At 29.7% G+C, this 21,986-nt stretch carries 24 protein-coding genes; 22 read left to right on the plus strand and 2 right to left on the minus strand.

Translation table 11 applies throughout. The features are described 5' to 3' along the window. Nucleotides 1-132: 132 nt before the first annotated feature. The 10 genes from B8978_RS06115 (at nucleotide 133) to B8978_RS06160 (ending at nucleotide 8,625) form a co-directional block, all read left to right on the plus strand. Nucleotides 133-1,440, plus strand: coding sequence for an esterase/lipase family protein (locus B8978_RS06115; protein ID WP_084114757.1), 1,308 nt, complete (start codon nucleotides 133-135; stop codon nucleotides 1,438-1,440). A 165-nt stretch (nucleotides 1,441-1,605) separates the two neighbouring features. Beyond that, a complete protein-coding gene (gene ybaK / locus B8978_RS06120; protein WP_176212642.1) occupies nucleotides 1,606-2,058 on the plus strand; it encodes a Cys-tRNA(Pro) deacylase in 453 nt (150 codons plus the stop codon). Nucleotides 2,059-2,138: 80 nt separating this feature from the next. Further along, a complete protein-coding gene (locus tag B8978_RS06125; RefSeq protein ID WP_084114759.1) occupies nucleotides 2,139-2,690 on the plus strand; it encodes a phospholipase D-like domain-containing protein in 552 nt (183 codons plus the stop codon). Between the two features lie 41 nt (nucleotides 2,691-2,731). Beyond that, a complete protein-coding gene (locus B8978_RS06130; RefSeq protein ID WP_084114760.1) occupies nucleotides 2,732-3,652 on the plus strand; it encodes a DMT family transporter in 921 nt (306 codons plus the stop codon). 294 nt (nucleotides 3,653-3,946) lie between these two features. Further along, nucleotides 3,947-4,189, plus strand: coding sequence for a hypothetical protein (locus B8978_RS06135; RefSeq protein WP_084114761.1), 243 nt, complete (start codon nucleotides 3,947-3,949; stop codon nucleotides 4,187-4,189). 69 nt (nucleotides 4,190-4,258) lie between these two features. After that, the gene (locus B8978_RS06140; protein ID WP_084114762.1) at nucleotides 4,259-5,488 is read left to right on the plus strand and encodes an aminopeptidase; all 1,230 of its coding nucleotides are present in this window, start codon (nucleotides 4,259-4,261) and stop codon (nucleotides 5,486-5,488) included. 137 nt (nucleotides 5,489-5,625) lie between these two features. Further along, entirely contained in the window at nucleotides 5,626-6,414 is a 789-nt protein-coding gene (locus B8978_RS06145) for an amino acid ABC transporter substrate-binding protein (RefSeq protein ID WP_084114763.1), read from the plus strand. A gap of 22 nt (nucleotides 6,415-6,436) precedes the next feature. Next, nucleotides 6,437-7,105, plus strand: coding sequence for an amino acid ABC transporter permease (locus B8978_RS06150; protein WP_084114764.1), 669 nt, complete (start codon nucleotides 6,437-6,439; stop codon nucleotides 7,103-7,105). A 15-nt stretch (nucleotides 7,106-7,120) separates the two neighbouring features. After that, nucleotides 7,121-7,864: an amino acid ABC transporter ATP-binding protein gene (locus tag B8978_RS06155; RefSeq protein WP_084114765.1), complete on the plus strand. Its 744-nt coding sequence runs from the start codon at nucleotides 7,121-7,123 to the stop codon at nucleotides 7,862-7,864. Between the two features lie 134 nt (nucleotides 7,865-7,998). After that, on the plus strand, nucleotides 7,999-8,625 hold the full coding sequence (locus tag B8978_RS06160) for a hypothetical protein (RefSeq protein ID WP_084114766.1): 627 nt from the start codon (nucleotides 7,999-8,001) through the stop codon (nucleotides 8,623-8,625). On the opposite strand, the gene B8978_RS06165 is transcribed toward B8978_RS06160, so the two are convergent. Continuing rightward, entirely contained in the window at nucleotides 8,606-9,877 is a 1,272-nt protein-coding gene (locus B8978_RS06165; RefSeq protein ID WP_084114767.1) for an ArnT family glycosyltransferase, read from the minus strand. The genes B8978_RS06160 and B8978_RS06165 overlap by 20 nt on opposite strands. A 213-nt stretch (nucleotides 9,878-10,090) precedes the next feature. Between B8978_RS06165 and dcd the strand changes: the two genes are divergently transcribed. The 12 genes from dcd to lepB all read left to right on the plus strand — a co-directional run bounded on the left by dcd (nucleotide 10,091) and on the right by lepB (nucleotide 20,487). Further along, complete coding sequence (gene dcd, locus B8978_RS06170; RefSeq protein WP_084114768.1) at nucleotides 10,091-10,609, plus strand: dCTP deaminase; 519 nt, start codon at nucleotides 10,091-10,093, stop codon at nucleotides 10,607-10,609. A gap of 15 nt (nucleotides 10,610-10,624) precedes the next feature. Then, nucleotides 10,625-11,461, plus strand: coding sequence for a Cof-type HAD-IIB family hydrolase (locus B8978_RS06175; RefSeq protein ID WP_139795989.1), 837 nt, complete (start codon nucleotides 10,625-10,627; stop codon nucleotides 11,459-11,461). Nucleotides 11,462-11,801: 340 nt separating this feature from the next. After that, complete coding sequence (locus tag B8978_RS06180) at nucleotides 11,802-12,350, plus strand: DJ-1/PfpI family protein (protein WP_176212625.1); 549 nt, start codon at nucleotides 11,802-11,804, stop codon at nucleotides 12,348-12,350. Nucleotides 12,351-12,367: 17 nt separating this feature from the next. Further along, complete coding sequence (locus B8978_RS06185) at nucleotides 12,368-12,916, plus strand: GNAT family N-acetyltransferase (RefSeq protein ID WP_084114771.1); 549 nt, start codon at nucleotides 12,368-12,370, stop codon at nucleotides 12,914-12,916. 92 nt (nucleotides 12,917-13,008) lie between these two features. Then, complete coding sequence (locus B8978_RS06190; RefSeq protein ID WP_084114772.1) at nucleotides 13,009-14,082, plus strand: ABC transporter ATP-binding protein; 1,074 nt, start codon at nucleotides 13,009-13,011, stop codon at nucleotides 14,080-14,082. Between the two features lie 9 nt (nucleotides 14,083-14,091). Next, nucleotides 14,092-14,949: an ABC transporter permease gene (locus B8978_RS06195; protein ID WP_084114773.1), complete on the plus strand. Its 858-nt coding sequence runs from the start codon at nucleotides 14,092-14,094 to the stop codon at nucleotides 14,947-14,949. Further along, nucleotides 14,949-15,731 (plus strand): ABC transporter permease, encoded by a 783-nt coding sequence (locus tag B8978_RS06200; RefSeq protein ID WP_084114774.1) that lies wholly within the window; start codon nucleotides 14,949-14,951, stop codon nucleotides 15,729-15,731. Before B8978_RS06195 ends, B8978_RS06200 begins: the two co-directional genes overlap by 1 nt. Before the next feature lie 10 nt (nucleotides 15,732-15,741). Next, nucleotides 15,742-16,818 carry a polyamine ABC transporter substrate-binding protein gene (locus tag B8978_RS06205; protein ID WP_084114775.1) on the plus strand — a complete coding sequence of 359 codons (1,077 nt, stop codon included), beginning with the start codon at nucleotides 15,742-15,744 and terminating at the stop codon, nucleotides 16,816-16,818. A gap of 17 nt (nucleotides 16,819-16,835) precedes the next feature. Beyond that, on the plus strand, nucleotides 16,836-18,221 hold the full coding sequence (locus B8978_RS06210) for an amidohydrolase family protein (RefSeq protein ID WP_084114776.1): 1,386 nt from the start codon (nucleotides 16,836-16,838) through the stop codon (nucleotides 18,219-18,221). A 166-nt stretch (nucleotides 18,222-18,387) separates the two neighbouring features. Then, entirely contained in the window at nucleotides 18,388-18,825 is a 438-nt protein-coding gene (locus tag B8978_RS06215; RefSeq protein WP_084114777.1) for a hypothetical protein, read from the plus strand. Between the two features lie 158 nt (nucleotides 18,826-18,983). Beyond that, complete coding sequence (locus B8978_RS06220; protein WP_084114778.1) at nucleotides 18,984-19,946, plus strand: 3'-5' exoribonuclease YhaM family protein; 963 nt, start codon at nucleotides 18,984-18,986, stop codon at nucleotides 19,944-19,946. A gap of 31 nt (nucleotides 19,947-19,977) precedes the next feature. Continuing rightward, on the plus strand, nucleotides 19,978-20,487 hold the full coding sequence (gene lepB, locus B8978_RS06225) for a signal peptidase I (RefSeq protein ID WP_084114779.1): 510 nt from the start codon (nucleotides 19,978-19,980) through the stop codon (nucleotides 20,485-20,487). Nucleotides 20,488-20,540: 53 nt separating this feature from the next. On the opposite strand, the gene glgA is transcribed toward lepB, so the two are convergent. Next, nucleotides 20,541-21,974, minus strand: a complete 1,434-nt coding sequence (glgA, locus tag B8978_RS06230; RefSeq protein ID WP_084114780.1) for a glycogen synthase GlgA — start codon at nucleotides 21,972-21,974, stop codon at nucleotides 20,541-20,543. Nucleotides 21,975-21,986 lie beyond the last annotated feature (12 nt).

Raw genomic sequence — 21,986 nt, forward strand, 5'->3', positions numbered from 1 at the left:
ATTATAACGCAAAAATAATAAAATATCGACTATTAAAAAATGTTTTTAAGACAAAGCATTAGTTTTGTCTATTAACTATGATTTACAATTATGTTAATATTAATTATAAAGTCAAATAAAGGGAGTGTTAGTTTGAAAAATTCAAAAACAAAAAAGTTTTCTGTGCTCTTATTAACTTTATGCTTTAGTATAGTTATTTCTTTTAACTTATCTAAATCAGTTAGTGCTGCTGAATCTGTTAACAACTCAATAGATACAGTAGGTATTGCTAATAATTATCCTATAATTATGGTGCATGGTCTTTTTGGATGGGGAAACGATGAACTTTATGGAATAAATTATTGGGGAGGAGCTGAGAGCTTAAAACAAATTCTAACAAGCAAAGGATATACAATTTATACACCAACCATAGGTTCTGTATCTAGTAACTGGGATAGAGCCTGCGAATTATATGCATATATAAAAGGTGGCACAGTGGATTATGGGGAAGCTCATGCAAAAAAATATGGACATAACAGGTATGGACGAACTTACCCTGGCGTGTATCAGCAATTTGGAACGCTTGATAGATCGGGACAAATTCAAAAAATACATCTTATTGGACACAGTATGGGGGGACAAACAGTAAGGGTTCTTGCTCAATTGCTTGAAAATGGAGATGCTGATGAGATAAATAATACACCATCAGATGATATTAGTCCTCTTTTTACAGGAGGTCATCATTGGATTGAAAGTATAACAACTATTGCTACGCCACATGATGGAAGTCAGGAATCACATGAACAAGAAGGTATAGAACCTATGGCCCACGATTTTTTTGCAGCAATGGCAGTACAAGGTGGTCTTGTTAATTCTGACAATCCATGCTTTGATTTTAGATTAGACCAGTGGGGACTTAAAAAGGAGCCAAGTGAATCATATCAGAGTTATTATAAAAGAGTAGTTACTAGCAATATATGGAAAGATACTAAGGATCTCAGTGTATGGGATTTAGCACCTGAAGGAGCTAAAGAATTGAATTCTTGGGTTAAGGCACAAAGTGATATTTATTATTTCTCATTGGCTTGCGAAGATACTCACAAAAGTTTATTTACGCCATATCAAGTACCAAACTTAAATATGAACCCTCTTCTTTTAAAGAGTTCATATCTTATGGGTGCTTATATAAATAACAAACCAGGAGATGTACCAATTGACAGTACCTGGTGGGAAAATGACGGAATAGTAAGTGTTGTTTCTGCAACATATCCAAAAGTTGGGTCAGATGATAAAATGGTTCAATATAGTGGAACACCACAAAAAGGTGTGTGGAACTATTTGGGAGAAATAGACAACATAGATCATATAGAAGTAGTTGGATTAAGTCATCCTGAAACTCGTCAATACCTTGAGAATAAATATATTGATTTGGCAAAGACTTTATCAAATCTTCCTAAATAAAAAATATTACAAGGTTACTCAATAATTATGTTAAAGCATAATGTTATTGAGTAGCCTTTATTGATTACGTAATAAAATACACTTTAAGAGAGTTATGATATAATAGTTACAACAGAATAATGAATATGGTGGTGATTATAAGTGTCAAAAATAAAAACAAATGCTATGAGAATCCTTGATCAGAAAAAAATTCAGTACCAGGTCATAACATATGATGTATTGGATGGTAAAATAGATGGAAAAGCTGTATCAAAGAAAATAAACAAAGATCCAAAAGAAGTATATAAAACATTGGTAGCAGAAGGACAGAGCAAGGAACTTTATGTATTTGTAATACCAGTGGAAGAGGAACTAGATTTAAAAAAGGCTGCAACTGTAGCAGAAGAAAAAAGTGTAAATATGATACATGTGAAGGATATACAAAAGCACACAGGATACATTAGGGGGGGATGCTCTCCTATAGGAATGAAAAAAAATTATAGAACTTTCATAAATGTAACTGCAGAACAAATGGATAATATAGTTATAAGTGCAGGAAAAATAGGAACACAAATTGAGCTTGAACCACATATACTTGCAGAAGTTACAGGAGCTAAGTTTAAAGAAATAATAAGATAAAGTTTGATATTAAAACCTATTTATTGTCTATAATATATTAATAAGTCGTATATAGTAAAGACAATATTTGAGGTGTGATTATGTATAAAAAGATTATATATTTATTGATAGCCATGACTTTTGTATTAACTGCATGTTATAATTCTGGTAGTAAGTCCGTGTATAATTATGATACTAGAATACAATATTATTTCACAAAAAATGGTGATCATCCTGAGAAAGCTCTGGTGAAAATTATAAATGCAGCTAGAAGTAATTTGGATATTGCAATATATTCTGTAACTCAAAAAGATATTGCAAAGGCAATTATACAAGCTAAAAAAAGAGGAGTAAAAGTTAGAATAATAACAGATCGTCAGGAAGCTAATTCTAAATCAGAAATGGGAGTGCTACAATTGTTTAGAGATAGTGAAATTCCGGTGAAAGTAAATTGTCATCAAGGACTTATGCATATGAAAGTAAGTATTGTTGATAAAAATATTGTTACTACTGGATCTTATAATTATACTGAACAAGCAAGCACAAATAATGATGAGGTACTTGTTGTTATAAATAGTCCAAATTCCGTTAATGACTTTGAAACTCAATTTGAAAATATGTGGAATGACAATGATAATTTTCAAGACTTTTGAAGATTATAAGGGCAATCTTTCATGGAAGAAGGTAATTACATATGAATAATAAAATTTTAAAGTCAAATGTGCTGCTATTACTTACAGCAGCAATATGGGGCTTTGCATTTGTTGCTCAACGTGTAGGAATAAAATATGTAGGTGCATTTACTTTTAATGGTATAAGGTTTGCATTAGGAAGCATATCTTTAATTCCATTGATAATGTTTTTTAATAAAAACAAAGAGCAAGCAAAAAACATAGAGAGAAGTGCAGTATTTCCAGGGATAATTGCAGGAATAATACTTTTTGCTGCATCATCTCTTCAACAAGTAGGGATTATAGGAACTACAGCAGGAAAAGCAGGATTTATAACTGGTTTATATATTGTTTTAGTTCCTATACTTGGTATATTTTTAAAACAATATATTGGTATAAATTCTTGGATTGGAGCTATTGTTGCAGTAATAGGACTTTATTTATTATGTGTTACTGGAAAATTTGATATTTCTACTAGTGATATGCTTATACTTTCAAGTGCGCTTTTTTTTGCAATACATATAATTTTAATTGATTTTTTATCGCTTAAAGTAAACTCACTTAATTTGGCTTTTTTTCAATTTTTAACTTGTTCAATTTTAAGTATAATTTCAGCAATAATATTTGAAAATATAAATATTACGAACATACTACATGCTTCGGTGCCAATATTGTATGGGGGAATTTTTTCTGTTGGTGTAGCATATACTCTACAGATATTTGGCCAAAAACATGCAGAACCATCACATGCTGCTATAATTATGAGCATGGAATCTGTTTTTGCTACAATTGGTGGTTTCATAATATTACACGAATATTCAAATTTAAGAAGTATAATAGGATGTTTACTTATTTTAGCAGGGATGATTATAGCTCAGGTTAAGATAAATAAAAAAACTATAGAAGAAAGTGAGGACTACGATAAGGTGAGCGTAGGCAAGTAAGAAATCACAAATTTTTAATAGATAACCTTGAATTAACCATATAAAGAAATTGTGAAGTACCTGGTTAAAGTTTTTTACTCTTCTACGTGAGTAAAAAGGTGAAAGATTGCCAGAGTGGCAAGATGGAAGAGTTAACGGCCTTGGCATCGTCAAATCTTTCATCTAGCCGAAGGCTTTCTTTAATCTTTTTATTATGATAAAATTCTTTAGTCTTTGCTTAGCAATTTATAACTATTTAGAACAAAACCTTACTTATTAAACAAACTATATAAGTAAAAATTAGGAGGATGGGCTTTGGAAACAAAAACTAGAATGGAAGCAATTATCGCAGTAATATACTTAATAATAATTTTTGTAATTAAAAATATAGTGTTAGATAAAAAATATGATAAGAATAAAAGTGAACTTATATTTAATAGTCTAAGTTTTTTATTGATTCCATATTTTTTAGCATTAAAGCAAATATCACTAGCAGCAATAGTCTTAATAGTTATAGTTTGGCAGTATTTTATAAGCAAACGTAGAAAAAATAAATAAAGTGAAATATTAACTATAAAATTATATAATGTATATAGGTCTAAAAAGTGAATAGAAAGAGGTGCAAGTATGAACAAGGACTACTTAGAAAAATACTCAAAGCTTATTGTTAAGGTAGGCATAAATATTCAAGATAATCAAATTTTGGTTATTAACTCACCAATTGAATGTGCTGAATTTACTAGGATGATTTCAGAAATTGCCTATAAAGAAGGTGCAAGAGAAGTTGTTGTAAATTGGAATGATGAAAAACTTTCTAAAATAAAATATATAAATGGAAAAGAAGAGATATTTGATGACTTCCCAGAATGGAGAAAAGAACTGTTTACTACTTACGCAAGGCAAGGAGCAGCATTTTTAAGTATATCTGCATCAGATCCAGAACTTATGAAAGAGGTAGATGCCAAGAGGATTATGAGAGCTAATAAAGCATCTGGAAAGGCACTAGCTGAATACAGAGAGAGAATGATGAGCGATAAAAATGTTTGGTGTGTTGTTTCAATACCTACAAAGGCTTGGGCTAAAAAGGTGTTCCCAAATATTTCGGAAAATGAGGCAGTTGAAAAGCTTTGGCAAACAATATTTGAAACGGTAAGAGCTGATAGGGAAGATCCTGTAAAAGCATGGAATGAGCATCAAAACAATTTGAAAAAGAGCATGGATTTTTTAAATGCCAATAATTTTAAATACCTAAGGTATAAAAACTCAATAGGCACAGATTTAGAAATAGAGCTTCCTAAAAATCATATTTGGCTTGGAGGATCATCATTTAGCCCAGAAGGAACTGAATTTATGGCAAATATACCTACAGAAGAAGTGTTTACATTGCCGCTTAAAACTGGGGTAAATGGAAAAGTTGTAAGTTCTAAACCATTAAATTATAATGGAAATTTAATTGAAAACTTCTCTTTAATATTTAAGGAAGGAAGAATAGTAGATTTTAAAGCTGAAAAAGGATATGATAATTTAAAAAACCTTGTTGACACAGATGAAGGTTCGCATTATCTTGGAGAAGTAGCATTAGTCCCATTTGATTCCCCAATTTCAAATTCTAATATATTATTTTATAATACATTGTTTGATGAAAATGCATCTTGTCATTTAGCTATAGGTGAGGCTTATCCTACATGCTTAAAGGGCAGTGAAAATATGTCAGATGAAGAAATTAAAGATGCTGGTGTAAATGACTCATTGGAACATGTAGATTTTATGGTTGGAACTAAAGATTTAAGTATAATCGGAGTTACTGAAGATGGTAAAGAGGTAGTAGTATTTAAAGAAGGTAATTTTATATTCTAGAATTGAAAAGTGAGATATCTTAAATTTAATTTGAGGTATCTCTTTTTTTTGTACAAAAAATTAAATATTTGACAAAAATGAAGTAAGCCATTAATATTAAATATATTAAACAAATAAGAATACTAGGAGGAACAAACATGAAAAAATTATATTTGGCAATAATAAGTGTTTTAATTATAGCTTTGGGTGTAACAGGTTGTTCAAGTAAGGCTAGTAGCAATAAAGATGCCTTATCGAAAATAAAGGAAACTGGTGTAATAAGAATAGGAACAGAAGGAACGTACGCACCATTCACATTTCATGATAGCAATGGTAAATTAACAGGCTTTGATGTAGACATAGCTAAGGAAGTGGCTAAACGTATTGGTGTAAAAACCGAATTTGTTGAGACAAAGTGGGATGGTATGATAGCAGGGCTTGACAGCAATAGGTTTGATATTGTTGTAAATGAAGTTGGAATAACAAAAGAAAGGCAACAAAAGTATGATTTCTCAAGCCCATATATTGTATCTAAAGCTGTTTTAATAGTGAGAAAAGATGACAATTCAATAAAGAAATTTTCAGATTTAAAAGGAAAGAAGTCAGCACAATCATTAACAAGTAATCTTGCTCAAATAGCAACTGCAAATGGTGCTGATTTAGTACAAGTGGATGGTTTTAATCAGGCAATAGACCTTTTAAATTCAAAAAGAGTAGATGCTACAGTAAACGATAGTTTGTCGTTTTATGATTTAATAAAACAAAAACCAGATACACAATTGAAAGTAGTAGATACAGATAAAAATGCTGATAAAGACGCAATTATTCTTAAAAAGAATAAAAAAGAATTATTAGATGCTATAAATAAGGCATTAGGAAGCATGAAAGCTGATGGAACTTATTTGAAAATTTCTAAAAAGTGGTTTGGCACAGATGTATCAAAATAAATTTAAGTAAAGCGGTGTTAATATGAATGAAAGAATAGTGCATATACTTTTAAGTTCTTTTTTACCAATGCTTGAAGCAGGTATTAAAGTTACGGTACCACTTACATTAGTATCTTTTGTACTTGGGCTAATTTTAGCTCTTTTAACTGCATTAGCTAGGTTATCAAATATAAAACCATTAGTGCTTCTAGCTAAATTCTATGTTTGGATAATAAGGGGAACGCCATTGCTAGTTCAGTTGTTTATTATATTTTATGGGTTACCTGCTTCAGGAATAACGTTGGATGCAATAACTGCGGCTATTATTGGGTTTACTCTAAGCGTTGGGGCTTATAATTCAGAAATAATTAGAGCTGCTATTTTGTCAATTCCAAAGGGACAATGGGAAGCCGGATATTCAATAGGAATGACAGATAAACAAGCACTTATAAGAATAGTTATACCTCAAGCAATTAGAGTTTCTATTCCACCTCTTGCTAATTCTTTTATAAGTCTAGTTAAGGATACTTCTTTAGCGGCATCAATAACAGTTACAGAAATGTTTCAGATTGGGCAAAGAATAACTGCTACTACGTATGAACCTCTTTTGATATACTGTGAAGTAGCGTTTTTATATTTAATGTTCTGTACAGTTTTATCAAAGGTACAAAATGTTTTAGAAAAAAGAATGGACAGATATGTAGCAAAATAACGGGGGTAATTATATATGATAGATGTACAAAATTTGCATAAAAGCTTTGATGGAAATGAAGTACTTAAAGGAATAAATTTGCACGTTAACAAAGGGGAGACAGCAGTAATAATTGGACCATCTGGGTCAGGGAAAACCACACTTTTAAGATGCCTTAATGTTTTAGAAGTACCTGATAAAGGGAAAGTTGAAATTGGTCACAGCAAACTGGATTTTGATAAAAGTAAGATACCACAAAAAAGTGAAATAATAGAATTAAGAAAAAGAACAGGTATGGTTTTTCAAGGATTTTTTTTATTTCCACATATGACTGTACTTGAAAACATTATGGAAGGGCAGATTACAGTATTAAAAATAAATAAAATTGATGCACAAAATAGAGCAATAAAATTGCTTGAAAAAGTTGGGCTAAGTGATAAGAAAAATCAATATCCACATCAATTGTCTGGAGGGCAACAGCAAAGGGTGGCAATAGCAAGGGCTATGGCTATTGAACCAGAGGTGTTATTATTTGATGAACCAACTTCAGCATTGGATCCAGAACTAGAAATAGAGGTCCTAAAAGTTATGAAAGAACTTGCAAAAGAAGGCATGACCATGGTAGTTGTAACTCACAAGATGAGTTTTGCAAGAGAAGCATCTCAAAAGGTAATATTTATGGATCATGGAATAATAGTTGATAGCGGAACGCCAAAATATATTTTTGAAGAAACAAAAAACCAAAGAATTAAACAATTTTTAACTTTGTTTAGTGATTAAAAAGATCAGTAGCTATGATGAAAATAACTGAAATTATTTTTTATCATAGCTACTTTTTTTTATAAGTAGTAAAATATATGTAATGAAAATTTATAGAAGGATAAAGCAATATATGACTCTATGGAGGTATTGTAATGAGTAAACTGTTCAAAATAAAGACAAAAGTACAAGATGAAAAAGAAATAAGTAATGATTTTTATAAGTGTGATAATAGTAAAGGATTGGTGGTTTTATTTCCAGGAGTAAATTATAGTTGCGATAAGCCACTTTTACATTATGCAAGAAAAATAGCAATTCTAAATAGCTTTGATGTGTTATGCATAGAATATAGTAAAAAACTAACTAAAGATGACGTAGAGAACGGTAATCTAGAATTTTTAGAAAAAGAAATATTAATGACATTAAAAGAAGTAAAATATAAAGCTTATAATAAAATTTATTTTATAAGCAAAAGCATTGGCACAAAAATCGCAGGAGAATTGGGAGAAGTATTAGGTGATAAAAAAATAAAGCAATTATATCTAACACCATTAAAAGGAACTATTAGATATATGAAAAATATAAAATGTGCAGCAATAACGGGAACAAAAGATAAATTTTTTAAGAGTGAGGATATAGATATAATAAAAGAAGAAAGTAATGTGAACTTTATTCTAATTGAAGAGGCCAATCATTCTTTAGAAATTGAAGATGATATAAGTGGAAGTATAAAAATTTTAAATAAAGTTTCGGAAGAAATAATTAAATTTCTTTCCGAATAATAGAGTATATACTTTTAAAGGTATATACTATTGCTAGGATAAATATTGGCCAAAGTGGAAATAAATATCTGGGTTGACCTTCAAATACAAAGGTTATGACTAAAAAGAATATTACATTTAAAAATATTAATGTGTGGACTTTAATATTTTTAAGGGTGCCTTTTACAAGTTTTATGACAATTAACCCAAAGTAAAGAATCATAAGAATAAGGGTAAATAGGTGAATCTTTTTATTTAATAACTGTAATGTGGGTTTGTATTTGAATTTATTGCCAGCAGTTAAATAATTTGTAGACCAAAAACAAGAATCAGAAGTTAGAAACGTATTTTTAACCTTTTTTAAACCAAGTTTTAAAAAGGACTCTGGATTTTGTAGTATCCAGTGAAATGCAGCTTTTTTCCCTTCCTCATCTACCTTAACTTCATCCCAAAAATCGTCATTTTTATTTTTATATTTTTCAATTAAATTTCCATGAATTTTTGTTGGATTTCTCCAAGCACCAATTGCATCCGGATTATTATTTATGTAAAGATTGTAGCCACCATTAGTTGATACAGGTATAAATTTGTGAAATACAATATAATTTCGAATAGTCCAAGGGGAAATTGTCAGTAGTAGAATTAAAGTTATAGCAAAAAAATTTTTCAGTGGTTTTATTAAGCTTTTAAAATTTATAATATCTATTAAGAATATTATGCCTTGATAAATCATCATATAGGGCTTGATTAATGTCAAAACACCTAAAAGTATACCTAAAATTATATTAGACTTATATGTGTTTTTTCTATTGAGGACAAAATATATAAGAATTATAAAAAAAGTAGTAAAAATAATTTCAGTACTAATAACGCTTGTATATGCAATATTAAGTGGCAAAATTCCATATATTAAAGTGCATATATAAGCACTTTTTTTACCAAAGTATTTTTTAGAAATATGAAATAAAAATATTAATGAAATGCAGCTTAGAAATAAGTTAGCAAATTTAGCTGCAATAAAACTTGAACCTAAAAAGAAATAAATTATAGATAGAAACAAAGAATAACCAACGGGTTCGTAGGCGGAAATATGTCCATATATTCTATAGCCCGTACCATTAACTAATGAAACAGCACCATTGTAATATTGTAAAAAGTCAGATACAGGAACAGTTGGAACCTTTAAAATCCATATCAATTTTAGAAATAAAGAAAAAACTATTATACCAGTTATAGTAATAAAGTTTTTATAATTTTTTAATTTTATTAACATATCTAATTTCTCCTAGTAATTAAAAATAGTAAATACAGTCTTACAATAATATACTGTATTTTTTTAAGATTAACAAGACATAGGCATATAATGGCAATAGCTTATTTTCAAAAATACTATGGAAATACTAAAAATACTATTCTATAATCATATTGTAGCTTAAAAACAATTAAGTCGTATTTAAAAAAATTTAAAATAAAACAGGAGAAAAAAATGATTTTATCAGGAAAAGAAATAATAAATAAATTAGGAAAAGAAATAATAATTGAACCTTTTAATGAAAAACAGGTTAATCCAAATAGCTATAATTTAAAACTTCACAATGAACTTCTTGTTTATAATGATAGTGTTTTGGATATGAAAAAAGAAAATACTGCAAGAAAACTAATTGTTCCAGAAGAGGGATTAAAGCTTGAACCAAACAGGTTATATTTAGGTAGAACTGTGGAATACACTGCAACTGAAAACTATGTTCCAATGCTTGAAGGAAGGTCTTCTGTTGGAAGATTAGGCCTTTTTATTCATGTAACTGCAGGATTTGGAGATGTTGGTTTTCATGGGTATTGGACTCTTGAGATATTTTGTGTACAACCTATTGTAATTTATCCTAATGTTGAACTTTGCCAAATATATTATCATGCTGTAGAAGGAGAGTATGACAAGTATAGTAGTGGTAAATATCAAAATAATAAAGGAGTGCAACCAAGTTTATTGTATAAAGATTTCAAATAATTTGAGGTGAATGTTTTGAAGTATAAGATGATAGCAATTGATATGGATGGAACTTTTTTAAGCGATGATAAAACAATATCAAAAGAAAATTTAAGCGCAGTAAAAAGAGCCATTAATTCAGGGGTAAAAGTAGTTGTATGTTCTGGAAGAGTACCATTTTTATTAAAGCCAATTTTAAAAGATATGCCAGAGGGACAACCACTTATAGCTGGAAATGGAAGCATTATATTTGATCATAACAATAAAGAGATTTATACTGCTGATATAGATAGAGATACAGTATTTAAAATAATAGATATTTTAAGAAGTAAATTTGGTAATGTTTATTATCACTTTTTTAATGGAGACATAGCTTGTGCAGAGAAATTTGATATGACAATAAAAAGATATTATGAAAGAAATTTTTCTGTACCTAGAGAAAATAGAGTTGAGTTTAATATAGTTCCAGATTCGAAAAAATATATAGAGAGAAATAATTGTTTTATTAGAAAAATTGAAATTAATGATAAAAATCTAGATTTATTGATGGAAATAAAGAAATGTTTGGAAAAATTGAAAGATATAGAAGTAGTGGAATCTGGTGAGGATGGTATAGAAATAACGAAAAAAGGTATTAATAAAGGAAATTCTCTTGAAATTTTAGCAAGATATTATGGATATTCTAAGGAAGAATGTATTGGTATTGGCAATGATGGTAATGACTTAGAAATGATAAAAAAAGCTGGAATGGGAGTTGCCGTAAGTAATGCCAAGCGTTATATAAAAGATGTAGCAAACTATATAACTGAAGGCGATAACAATAACAATGCAGTAGCGGAAGTTATTGACAAATTTATTGACATATCAGCATAAATATATATAAATTCATAAATAGAGTTACTATGGATTAATTAGAAATTTATGGTTGACAGATTTGCTAATATAAATTAAGATTATATATAAAATGTATTGGGGGTAGGAAAATTGATATTTACAAGAGCTTTATCAAGGTGCTTAGAAAAACATATCAAATTAAATGATAGTCCTACCTTAATAGTATGTTCCCAATATAAATAAAATATGAGCATATTAGTCATGGGCTATCACCCATGGCTTTTTATTTTAAGTCTAAAAGAGGCCATGAAAAGTGTCTCCTTTAGACTTTTTTTATAAATTGGGACAAGTTAAAAAACAGACATAGGGGGAATTGTTTTTGAATACTTATATATTTATTTATGATGACTTTGCTAATTTTGAAGTAGCATTATCCGCACTGTTTATGAAGGCAAAGGGGGAAATAATAACAGTAGCATTAGAAAAGAGAGAATATGTATCAGAAGAGGGATTTAAATTTTTGCCACATAAAATATTAAAAAATGTAAAACCAGAAGAGGTAGATTTATTTATTATTCCAGGAGGCAATTATAGCTCAATATATGGCAATAAAAAAATTTATGAATTTATAACTAAGTTATATGAACTTAATAAATGTATAGCAGCAATTTGTTCTGGAACTATTCAAATTGCAAAAGCAGGTATTCTTGATGGAAAAAAATTCACAACAAGTATGCCAATAGATGAACATTCCGAATTTAAGAAAGGTATATTTCTTGATGAAAATGTGGTTGTAGATGAAAAAATTATAACAGCCAAGGGAAATGGTTATGTTGATTTTGCAATTGAAATAGGAAAGGTTATGGATATTTATGAAGATAAAGATGATTTAAGAGAAACAGAAAACTATTTCAAATATTTCAAATAAAGGTGGCGTTTTAGTACATGTATATTGGAAACAAGGTGAAACTTAGAGCATATAAAAAAGATGACATAAAATTAGCTTATGAATATATTAATGATTATGAAGTTAAGAGACTTTTAGTAACCAACATACCATATCCTATGATTTATGAACAGGAAGAAAAGTGGTATGAAAGTCTCATAAAAATGGATGATGAGTACAATTTTGCAATTGAGTGTTTGGATAATGGAAAATATATTGGTGGTTGTGGAATAAAGAGTGTGGATTGGCTTAGCAGAAAGTTAGTAGTTGGAATATTTATTGGTGATAAAAAATATTGGGGAAAAGGTTATGGCACAGACGCAATGAAAATATTAGTTAAATTTATATTTGAGCAAATGAATATAAACAAAATTAAATTAAATGTTTTTTCATTTAATAAAAGAGCAAAAAAATGTTATGAAAAATGTGGATTCAAAGTTGAAGGGATATTAAAAGAAGAACTTTTTAGAGATGGAAAATATTATGATGAATACATTATGTCAATATTACTTAAGGAGTGGGAAACAATGGATAAAAAGGATAATTGACATTAAAAATTCATAATATTATAATATAATTAATTCCAATAATTTATATTTGAAAACTAGGATTACATATGATCATAGGAGGGAATGCAAAATTGTCAGAAGTTATATTAGAAATAAATGATATAGTTAAAAAGTTTGATGGTGAAGAAGTTATTAAAGATATATCACTTAAAATAGAAAAGGGTGAATTTTTAACATTATTAGGTCCTAGTGGTTGTGGTAAAACTACAACGTTAAGAATAATAGCAGGTTTTGAAGAACCTACTAGTGGAAGTGTTTTATTAGAAGGAGAACATGTTGAAGATAAGCAACCTCATGAAAGAAATGTAAATACAGTATTTCAAAACTATGCACTGTTTCCACATATGGATGTGTTTGATAATGTAGCTTACAGTTTAAAGATTAAAAAGGTCAATAAAGCAGAAATGAAAAAGAAAGTTGAAGAAATGTTATCTTTAGTTCAACTTGATGATTTCAAAAAAAGAAAAATAGAGCAACTGAGTGGAGGCCAAAAACAAAGAGTTGCTATAGCAAGGGCGTTAGTAAATAGTCCTAAAATATTGCTACTTGATGAGCCTTTAGGAGCACTAGACTTAAAACTTAGAAAACAGATGCAAGTTGAACTAAAGAAACTTCAAAAAAAGCTTAAAATAACTTTTATATACGTAACTCATGACCAAGAGGAAGCTCTTAATATGTCAGACAGGATAGCAGTTATGAACAAGGGTATTATTGAGCAAATTGGAAGTCCTAAAGATATATATGAAAGACCAAAAACAAAATTTGTGGCAAGTTTTATTGGGGAATCAAATTTAATAAAAACTAAAGTTTCAAAAATTGATGATAAAAACATATATGTTAAGGTTGGAGATGACAATATAAAGTTAGATTATAGTAATTATAATGATTCAATAAGTAAAGAAAGCTATATTTCTATAAGACCAGAGGATGTTAAGTATTACAAGGATAAGACTGGATATGGATTAAAGGGTGTAATAAAAGAGCATAGTTATGTTGGTTCAATAATTAAAACAATTATACAACTTAAAAATGGTGAAGAAGTACTTGCTTATGATTATGATAAGAAAAAAGAACTTTTAGAGCTTGATAATGAAGTTTGGATTTCATTTCAGCCAGAAGATATGGTTATAGTTGAAGAAGGTTAGGTGAGGAGTATGAAGAAAAAAAGAAGTGATATATCGAAGATTGTAACCACACTACCAATATCTTTTTGGATGCTTTTTTTTGTTGCAATACCACTTTTATATATAATCTTTATAAGCTTTATGCAAAGAGGGGACGATGGCGGAATTATATATAATCCTACAATATCAAATTATACAAAAATGCGAAGTGCTCTTTACGTTAAGGTGTTTTGGGATTCTATTGTAATTGCATTTATTACAACTTTTTTTACATTATTATTAGGTTATCCTTTTGCATATTTTGCAGCAAAGATTAATAAATTTAAAATTGTGGTGTTACTGCTTATTATTGCTCCATTTTGGACTAATTCTCTAATACGTACTTATTCATGGATTGTGATTTTAAGTAGTGGCGGTGTAATAAATCATGCACTATTATCAATAGGTTTAATAAAAGAACCTTTAAAAATGTTATATACCTATGGGGCAGTATTAATTGGAATGATATACACTATGTTTCCATTTATGGTATTACCGCTATACAATTCTATTGAAAAACTTGATAGAAATTACCTTGAAGCAGCTAAAGATTTGGGGGCAAATAGATTAATGGCATTTAGAACAGTAACGGTTCCTCTGACTATGCCAGGAATAGTTGCAGGTTGTATTTTAGTATTCATACCATCAGTAGGTTTGTTTTTTATTCCAGACTTAATGGGTGGAAGCAATATAATGTTAATTGGAAACTTAATTAGGAATCAATTTTTAGAATCAAGAGATTGGCCATTTGGGTCGGCACTTTCCATAGCAATGATTGTCATATCCCTAATATTAATTTGGGCTTATGTAAAGATTGTTAGTAAGAAGGTAGACATGGAGGTGTTTTAATGGAATCAAAGATTTTAAAGAGGTTATCAAATGCATATATATTGTTGGTATTTGCATTTTTATATGTTCCAATAGTAATAATTATTATTTATTCTTTCAATTCTACTAAATCAAACGTAGTTTGGGGAGGTTTTACATTAGATTGGTATAATACATTGTTTAATGATGATAATGTAATTACCGCCTTAAAAAACAGTCTGATGATAGCTATAATAAGTACAATTATATCAGCTATAGTTGGAACTGTTGGCGCATTTGGCTTTGATAGATATAAGTTTAAAGGTAAGGGTGCTATAAGCTTACTTATTTACATACCCATTGTAATTCCAGAAATAATAATGGGTATATCCCTCTTGGTGTTTTTTTCAGCACTTCAAATGGATTTTGGTATAGTTACCTTAGTATTAGCTCATACAACTTTTTGTATACCATTTGTATTAATAAATGTTAAAGCGCGACTTTCTGGGTTTGATAAATCCTTGGAGGAGGCTGCAATGGATTTAGGTGCTTCAAAAATCACTGTTTTTAAAACCATTACCTTGCCAATAATATTTCCAGCAGTAATTTCAGGAGCCATGCTTGCTTTTGCGCTTTCACTGGATGATGTTATTATAAATTTCTTTGTAAGTGGACCCGAAAGTACAACGCTTCCAATTAAAATATTTTCAATGCTTAGGTTTGGACTTTCACCAGAAATAAATGCATTATGTACAATAATGCTTTTGACAACATTTGTTATATTATTAGTTTCACAGATAATAAAAGTAAAAAAAGAAAATTAGGGGTGATTTTGTGTTAAAAAGGAGAAATAAAATTTTAAGTATAATAATGGCAGTAACTATTGGAGCTGTTTCTTTAGTTGGTTGTACTGGTAGTTCTTCAAATAAGTCTAGTGATGAAAAAGTAGTAAATCTTTTTACCTGGGCTAATTATGTACCAGATAGTGTAGTAAAAGAGTTTCAAAAACAAACGGGTATAAAGGTTAATTATAGTAATTTTTCCACTAATGAAGAAATGCTTGCAAAACTACAAGCTACAAAAGGCTCGCAATACGATGTAATAATATGTGCAGATTATATGGTTCAAGTTATGGGTAAGCAGAAGAATATTTTGATGCAACCTATAGATAAATCCAATATACCAAATTATAAAAACATTGACTCGGCATATCTTAATCAGTATTATGATAAAAACAACAAATATTCAATACCATATTCTTTAGGTAGTGAAATGATAGTTTATAATCCTGATAAGATAAAAAAGGATATAAAAGGAATAAGTGATTTGTGGGATCCATCCTTAAAGGATTCTGAAGTACTACTTGAAGATCCAAGATCTGTAATAGGTATGGCGTTAACAAAACTTGGGTATAGTATTAATGAGACAGATCCTAAAAAACTTTCAGAGGCAAAAGATGAACTTAAGAAATTAAGATCAAATGTTAAAGTGTTTGATGCAGATACGCCTCACACTAGTTTAATAAATGGAGATACTTCAATAGGAGTAATGTGGGGATCACAGGCATCAGCTGCTTTGAAAGGAAATTCAAAATTAAAGATAGTATATCCAGAAGAAGGAATGCAATTTGAAGAAGATAACTTTATTGTGCCAGTTAAAGCACCACATGAAAAAAATGCTGAGAAATTTATAAATTTCTTGCTTGATGGTAAAGTAAGTAATGAAATAACAACAAATACAGAATACATCAATGTAGATACGGCTGCAAAAAAATATATGTCACAAGAATATTTAAACAATAAAGCAGTATATGTTCCTAAAGTAGAATTTAGTAAAGCAAAACATTTAGAGGATGTTGGAAGTGCTACTAAGGATTATGATTCAATTTGGTCAGAATTTAAACAACAATAAACTTAGGAAGTGAGGATATGGACAAATATGATTTAGTCATTAAAAACGGTATGGTTGTTGATGTTAAAGACGGCGATATTAAAAATGTCAATATTGGTATAAACGGAAATAAGATAATTACATTAACAAAGCATAATATCTTTGGGAAAATAGAATTAGATGCAGAAGGTTTACTTGTAAGTCCAGGATTTATAGATGTACATGGACATATTGATGGACATTTAGAATGTGGAAAACTTTCTGCACTTCAAGGGGTTACTACCACCATAGGTGGAAACTGTGGTGGAGGCCCTTTAAATATAAAAGATTTTTTTTATAAGCAGGATAAAGATGGATTTATAATAAATCAAGCACAACTTATTGGACATTCTTTTACATTAAGAGAAACTGTAGGTATAAACAATCCATATATATCGGCAAATAGAGATCAAATTAATAAAATGTCAGACATTTTAAAAAAATCCTTTGAAGATGGAGCAATAGGATTATCTTTTGGAATCGAATATGCACCAGGTTCTTCTAAAGAAGAAATATTATTATTAAGTAAAATAGCTAAAGAATATAATAAAGTGGTACCTATTCACACAAATGTTAATTTACCTAGAGACCTAACATCACTTAAAGATGCCATTGAAATATCAAAAAAAACAGGAGCACATGTTTTGATTTCACATTTTGTATATCAATATGGAACAGGCATAATAAGTGAAGCACTGGACTTAGTGGATGACGCAAGAAAGCATGGATTAAAAGTATCTGTAGATAGTGGAATGTACAGTGCATTTTCAACATTTATTGGCTCCACAATTTATGATGAAAGTTATATTAAAAAATTTGGCTGGAAAATTTCAGACATGCTTGTTGCAACAGGTAAGTATAAGGGTGAGCATCTAACTAAAAAAACATATGATGAATTAAGAACATATGGTAAAGATGAAAGTGTTATATGTTTTGCGGGAGTTGAAGAGGAGATATATGAGGCTTTAAAAAAGGAATATGTTATGTTGTCTTCAGATACGGGACCTAGTCCATCAGGTAAAACAAGCGAAGGTCATCCTCAAAATGCTGGAACATTTCCAAGATTTTTTAGAAAAATGGTAAGAGAAAGACAAGAATTATCAATAATGGAGGCCATTAAAAAATGCACAATTATTCCTGCAAGAACCTTTGGATTAAAGGGTAAGGGAGTAATAAGAGAAGGTGAGGATGCAGATATTGTTATTTTTGACATAAATAAAATATGTGATAAAGCCAAATTTCCTGATAAAGGTGAGCCAGATGCTAAACCTGAAGGGATACCTTATGTAATAGTAAATGGGCAAATTGTTGTAAAAAACTCTAACATTGTGAATGATGTTAGATCTGGAAAGTGTATAAAAGATTTTCCGGCTTGCAATATCTAAAAAAATTAAGAAGAAAAATAATATGAACAAAAAGTTAATTAAAATTATAAAATGTGGTTTTTGTGTGTTTTTGTATAAAAATAGTACTAAATGTTGTAAAATTAACTTAGTACTTTGTATTTATACATAGATAGTATTCTAATATAAAGAAATTAGGAGGGATTTTATGCAAGTAAATCAGACATCACAACTAAGTGAACTAAGTGCACTACAACAAGCTATTTCAGGTAGTGGCAGTACAGACAGTAGTAATAGTTCTTTATTTTCATCATTGCTTGAAGAATTAGTGCAAAATTCAAATAGTACTGCAGCAACTCAAAGTTCCACTAAAGCAAGTACTGTAGCAGCAACTACAGGTAGCAGTTTAGATTCTTTAACTCAGCAATCTAAAAATTTAGATCAAATGATTCAGTTGCAAGCACTACAAGCTATGGCTTCAAGTTCAAGTACAAGCAGTGATGATTCTTTTGGAACCGATGATAGTGATGGCAGTGACAGTAGTGACGGTATTGGTAGCATTGGTGGTAGTAGCAGTGATACATCACAGCTACTTGATACAATCATACAATCTCTTGCACAAAAACAAAATGATACAAATAGTTAAAATATTATTTAACTGGCTACAAGAATATAAATTAATTAGTAAAAAGATGTCATAATTTGATGACATCTTTTTTCAATTACAACTAAATAGCATTAGACCATATTTCTATTTTGTGGTATTCTAATAATAGATTAGTTGCAATGAATGGAGGCATTATAGTGAATTTAAAAAAGATTAATGAATTGAAGGCTGGAATAAAAGTTGATAGTTTTTATATAATTAAATCCGTTTCCAGTAGAATTTCATCAAATAATAAAAAATATTTAGATTTAACAATGGGTGACAAAACTGGTGAAATAAGTGCAAAACTTTGGGATGCATCTGATGAGGATGAGGGGTTATATAAAGAAAATGTATTGGTTAAAGTTAGAGCTGCGGTAGTAGAATGGCAAAATAACTTACAGCTTAAAATAGATAAAGTACGACCATCTAATGAGGAAGATGGTGTTAAAATAACAGACTTCGTTCCATCAGCACCTGAACCATCAGAAGATATGTATTTAAATGTACTTGAATACATTGATAAAATTCAAAATGAAGATATAAAAAAAATTGTTAATTATATATTAGAAGATGCTGGAGAAAAAATAATGAATTTTCCAGCAGCAAAAAAGAATCATCATGCTGTAAGGTCAGGACTTTTATATCATATAACAACAATGCTAAAAGCAGGTGAGGGGCTATGTAAGGTATATGATTTTTTAAATACTGATTTAGTGTATGCAGGAGTAATACTTCATGATATGGCAAAACTTGAAGAAATGAAAGCTACAGAAATAGGTATAGTAACTGATTATACAATAGAAGGTCAACTTTTAGGGCACATTGTAATGGGGGCTGAAAAGATAAGAGCAGCAGCTGATGCCATAGGAGTAGATAAAGAAATATCAATGATATTGCAGCATATGATTTTAGCACATCATTATGAGCCTGAATATGGAAGCCCTAAAAAACCAATGCTTCCAGAAGCGGAAATGCTTCATTATTTAGACGATATGGATGCAACTATGTTTGATATGAAAAAAGCAGTTGGTTCAGTTAAGCCTGGTGAAATGTCTGATCCTGTTTGGTCTTTAGAGAAGAGAAAAATATATAATTCCATTTTTGATAAAAATATTTAAATACTAAAGGAAACAATTCTGGAGGGTAAACATGAAAAAAATCGTTACTGATTACATAATGCCAATAATTGTTGCTTTAATATTAGCAATGTTAATAAGGCAGTTTATATTTTATAAAATTGTAGTGCCTACAGGTTCAATGTCTCCTACAATAGAGATAAATGACCAACTGATTGTTACTAAGGTCTACAGTAAAAGTAGCCTCAAAAGAGGAGATGTTGTGGTCTTTAAATCTAAAGAACTCAATGAAGAACTTATAAAGAGGTTAATAGGACTTCCTAATGATACTATTAATATTACTGAGGATGGTAAAGTGTATGTTAACGGTAAGGAAGTGGAACAAAAATATGTGGTGAATAATGGGGGAAAAGGAGGAACTTATAAGGTTCCAGCTGGAAAGTACTTTTTCTTAGGAGACAATAGAATTAATTCATTTGACTCTAGGTATTGGAAGAATTCATATATTTCTTGGTCGGACATACAAGGAAAAGCTAGGTTTATTGTGTATCCTTTCAATAGAATCGGATTTTTAAAGAAATAATAAAAATACTGTAGTTTCTATCATATATAGATAAGAAGCTACAGTATTTTTATTTAGCAAAGATAAGAATATAGTTCTGCATATTTATGTGCTGATTTTGTCCATGAATTATCTTCTTTCATAGCCTTGTAAACAAGATTTCTCCAAATATCTTTGCGATTATAATAGAAGTATTCAGCTCTTCTAATTGTGTATAACATGTCATTGGCATTATAATTTGCAAAGGAAAAACCATTTCCTGAACCGTCTACTTCATTAAATGATTGTACAGTATCGCGAAGACCACCAGTTTCTCTTACAATAGGAATAGTACCATAACGTAAAGCTATTAGTTGCCCAATTCCACAAGGCTCAAACAAAGATGGCATTAGAAACATATCAGACCCAGCATATATTTTTTGCGCTAATGAATTATCGAACATGATATTTGCAGAAAATTTATGTGGATATTTATATGAAAAATATTTAAACATATTTTCATATTTAGGATCACCAGTGCCAAGTACAACTATTTGAACTTCATCTTGAAGCAAATCTTCAAGAATAAAAGAAATTAAGTCAAAACCTTTTTGATCAACAAGTCTTGATACTATTCCAATAACAGGAACATCTTGTCTTACTGGAAGATTTAGAAGTTTTTGCAAATCAAGTTTGTTTTGAATTTTATTATAAAATTTATCAGCATCATAATGGGTAGATATGTCTTTATCAGTATTTGGATTATATATATCATAGTCAATGCCGTTAACTATTCCCCATAAGTCCCAATTTCTACTTCTTATTAATCCATCTAAACCTTCGCCATAAAAAGGTGATTGGATTTCATTTGAATAACTAGTGCTAACTGTAGATACTTTGTCTGAAAATTTTATGCCACCTTTCATATATGACACACCATCATAGAATTTAAGAGCATCTTCATTAAAATATCCGTTGTCTAAACAAAGAAGTTCACTTAAAATGTTTTTATCAAAAACACCTTGATATTTTAAATTGTGTATTGTAAATACTGTTTTAATATTGTTAAGGCGAGGACTAAATCTAAAGACATCTTTTAAAAGTACAGGTATCATTCCAGTTTGCCAGTCATTACAGTGTATAACATTAGGGGTAAAATACCCCATATAGTTTATTGATTCAAGTACAGCTCTAGAGAAGTATCCAAATCTCTCTGCATCGTCATAATAACCATAAGCATCATTCCTGTAGAAATAGTATTCATTATCTATAAAATAAAATGGAATTGAATCGTGCTCTAAATATTCTAAACCACAAAATTTTTGTCTCCAACCAACAGGAACTTCAAAATTGGCAATATGCTGCATTCTGCCTTTAAAATAATCAGATATAGCACTATATTTAGGAAGTATAACTCGTGCATCAATTCCTATTTTCCTAAGTGCTTTAGGAAGTGCGAAAGCAACGTCAGCTAATCCACCGGTTTTAATAAAAGGAAAGCATTCAGAAGCTGTAAATAAAATATTCATATGATCTACTCC

The sequence above is a fragment of the Clostridium acidisoli DSM 12555 genome, assembly GCF_900176305.1.
Classification (GTDB): Bacteria; Bacillota; Clostridia; order Clostridiales; family Clostridiaceae; genus Clostridium_I; species Clostridium_I acidisoli.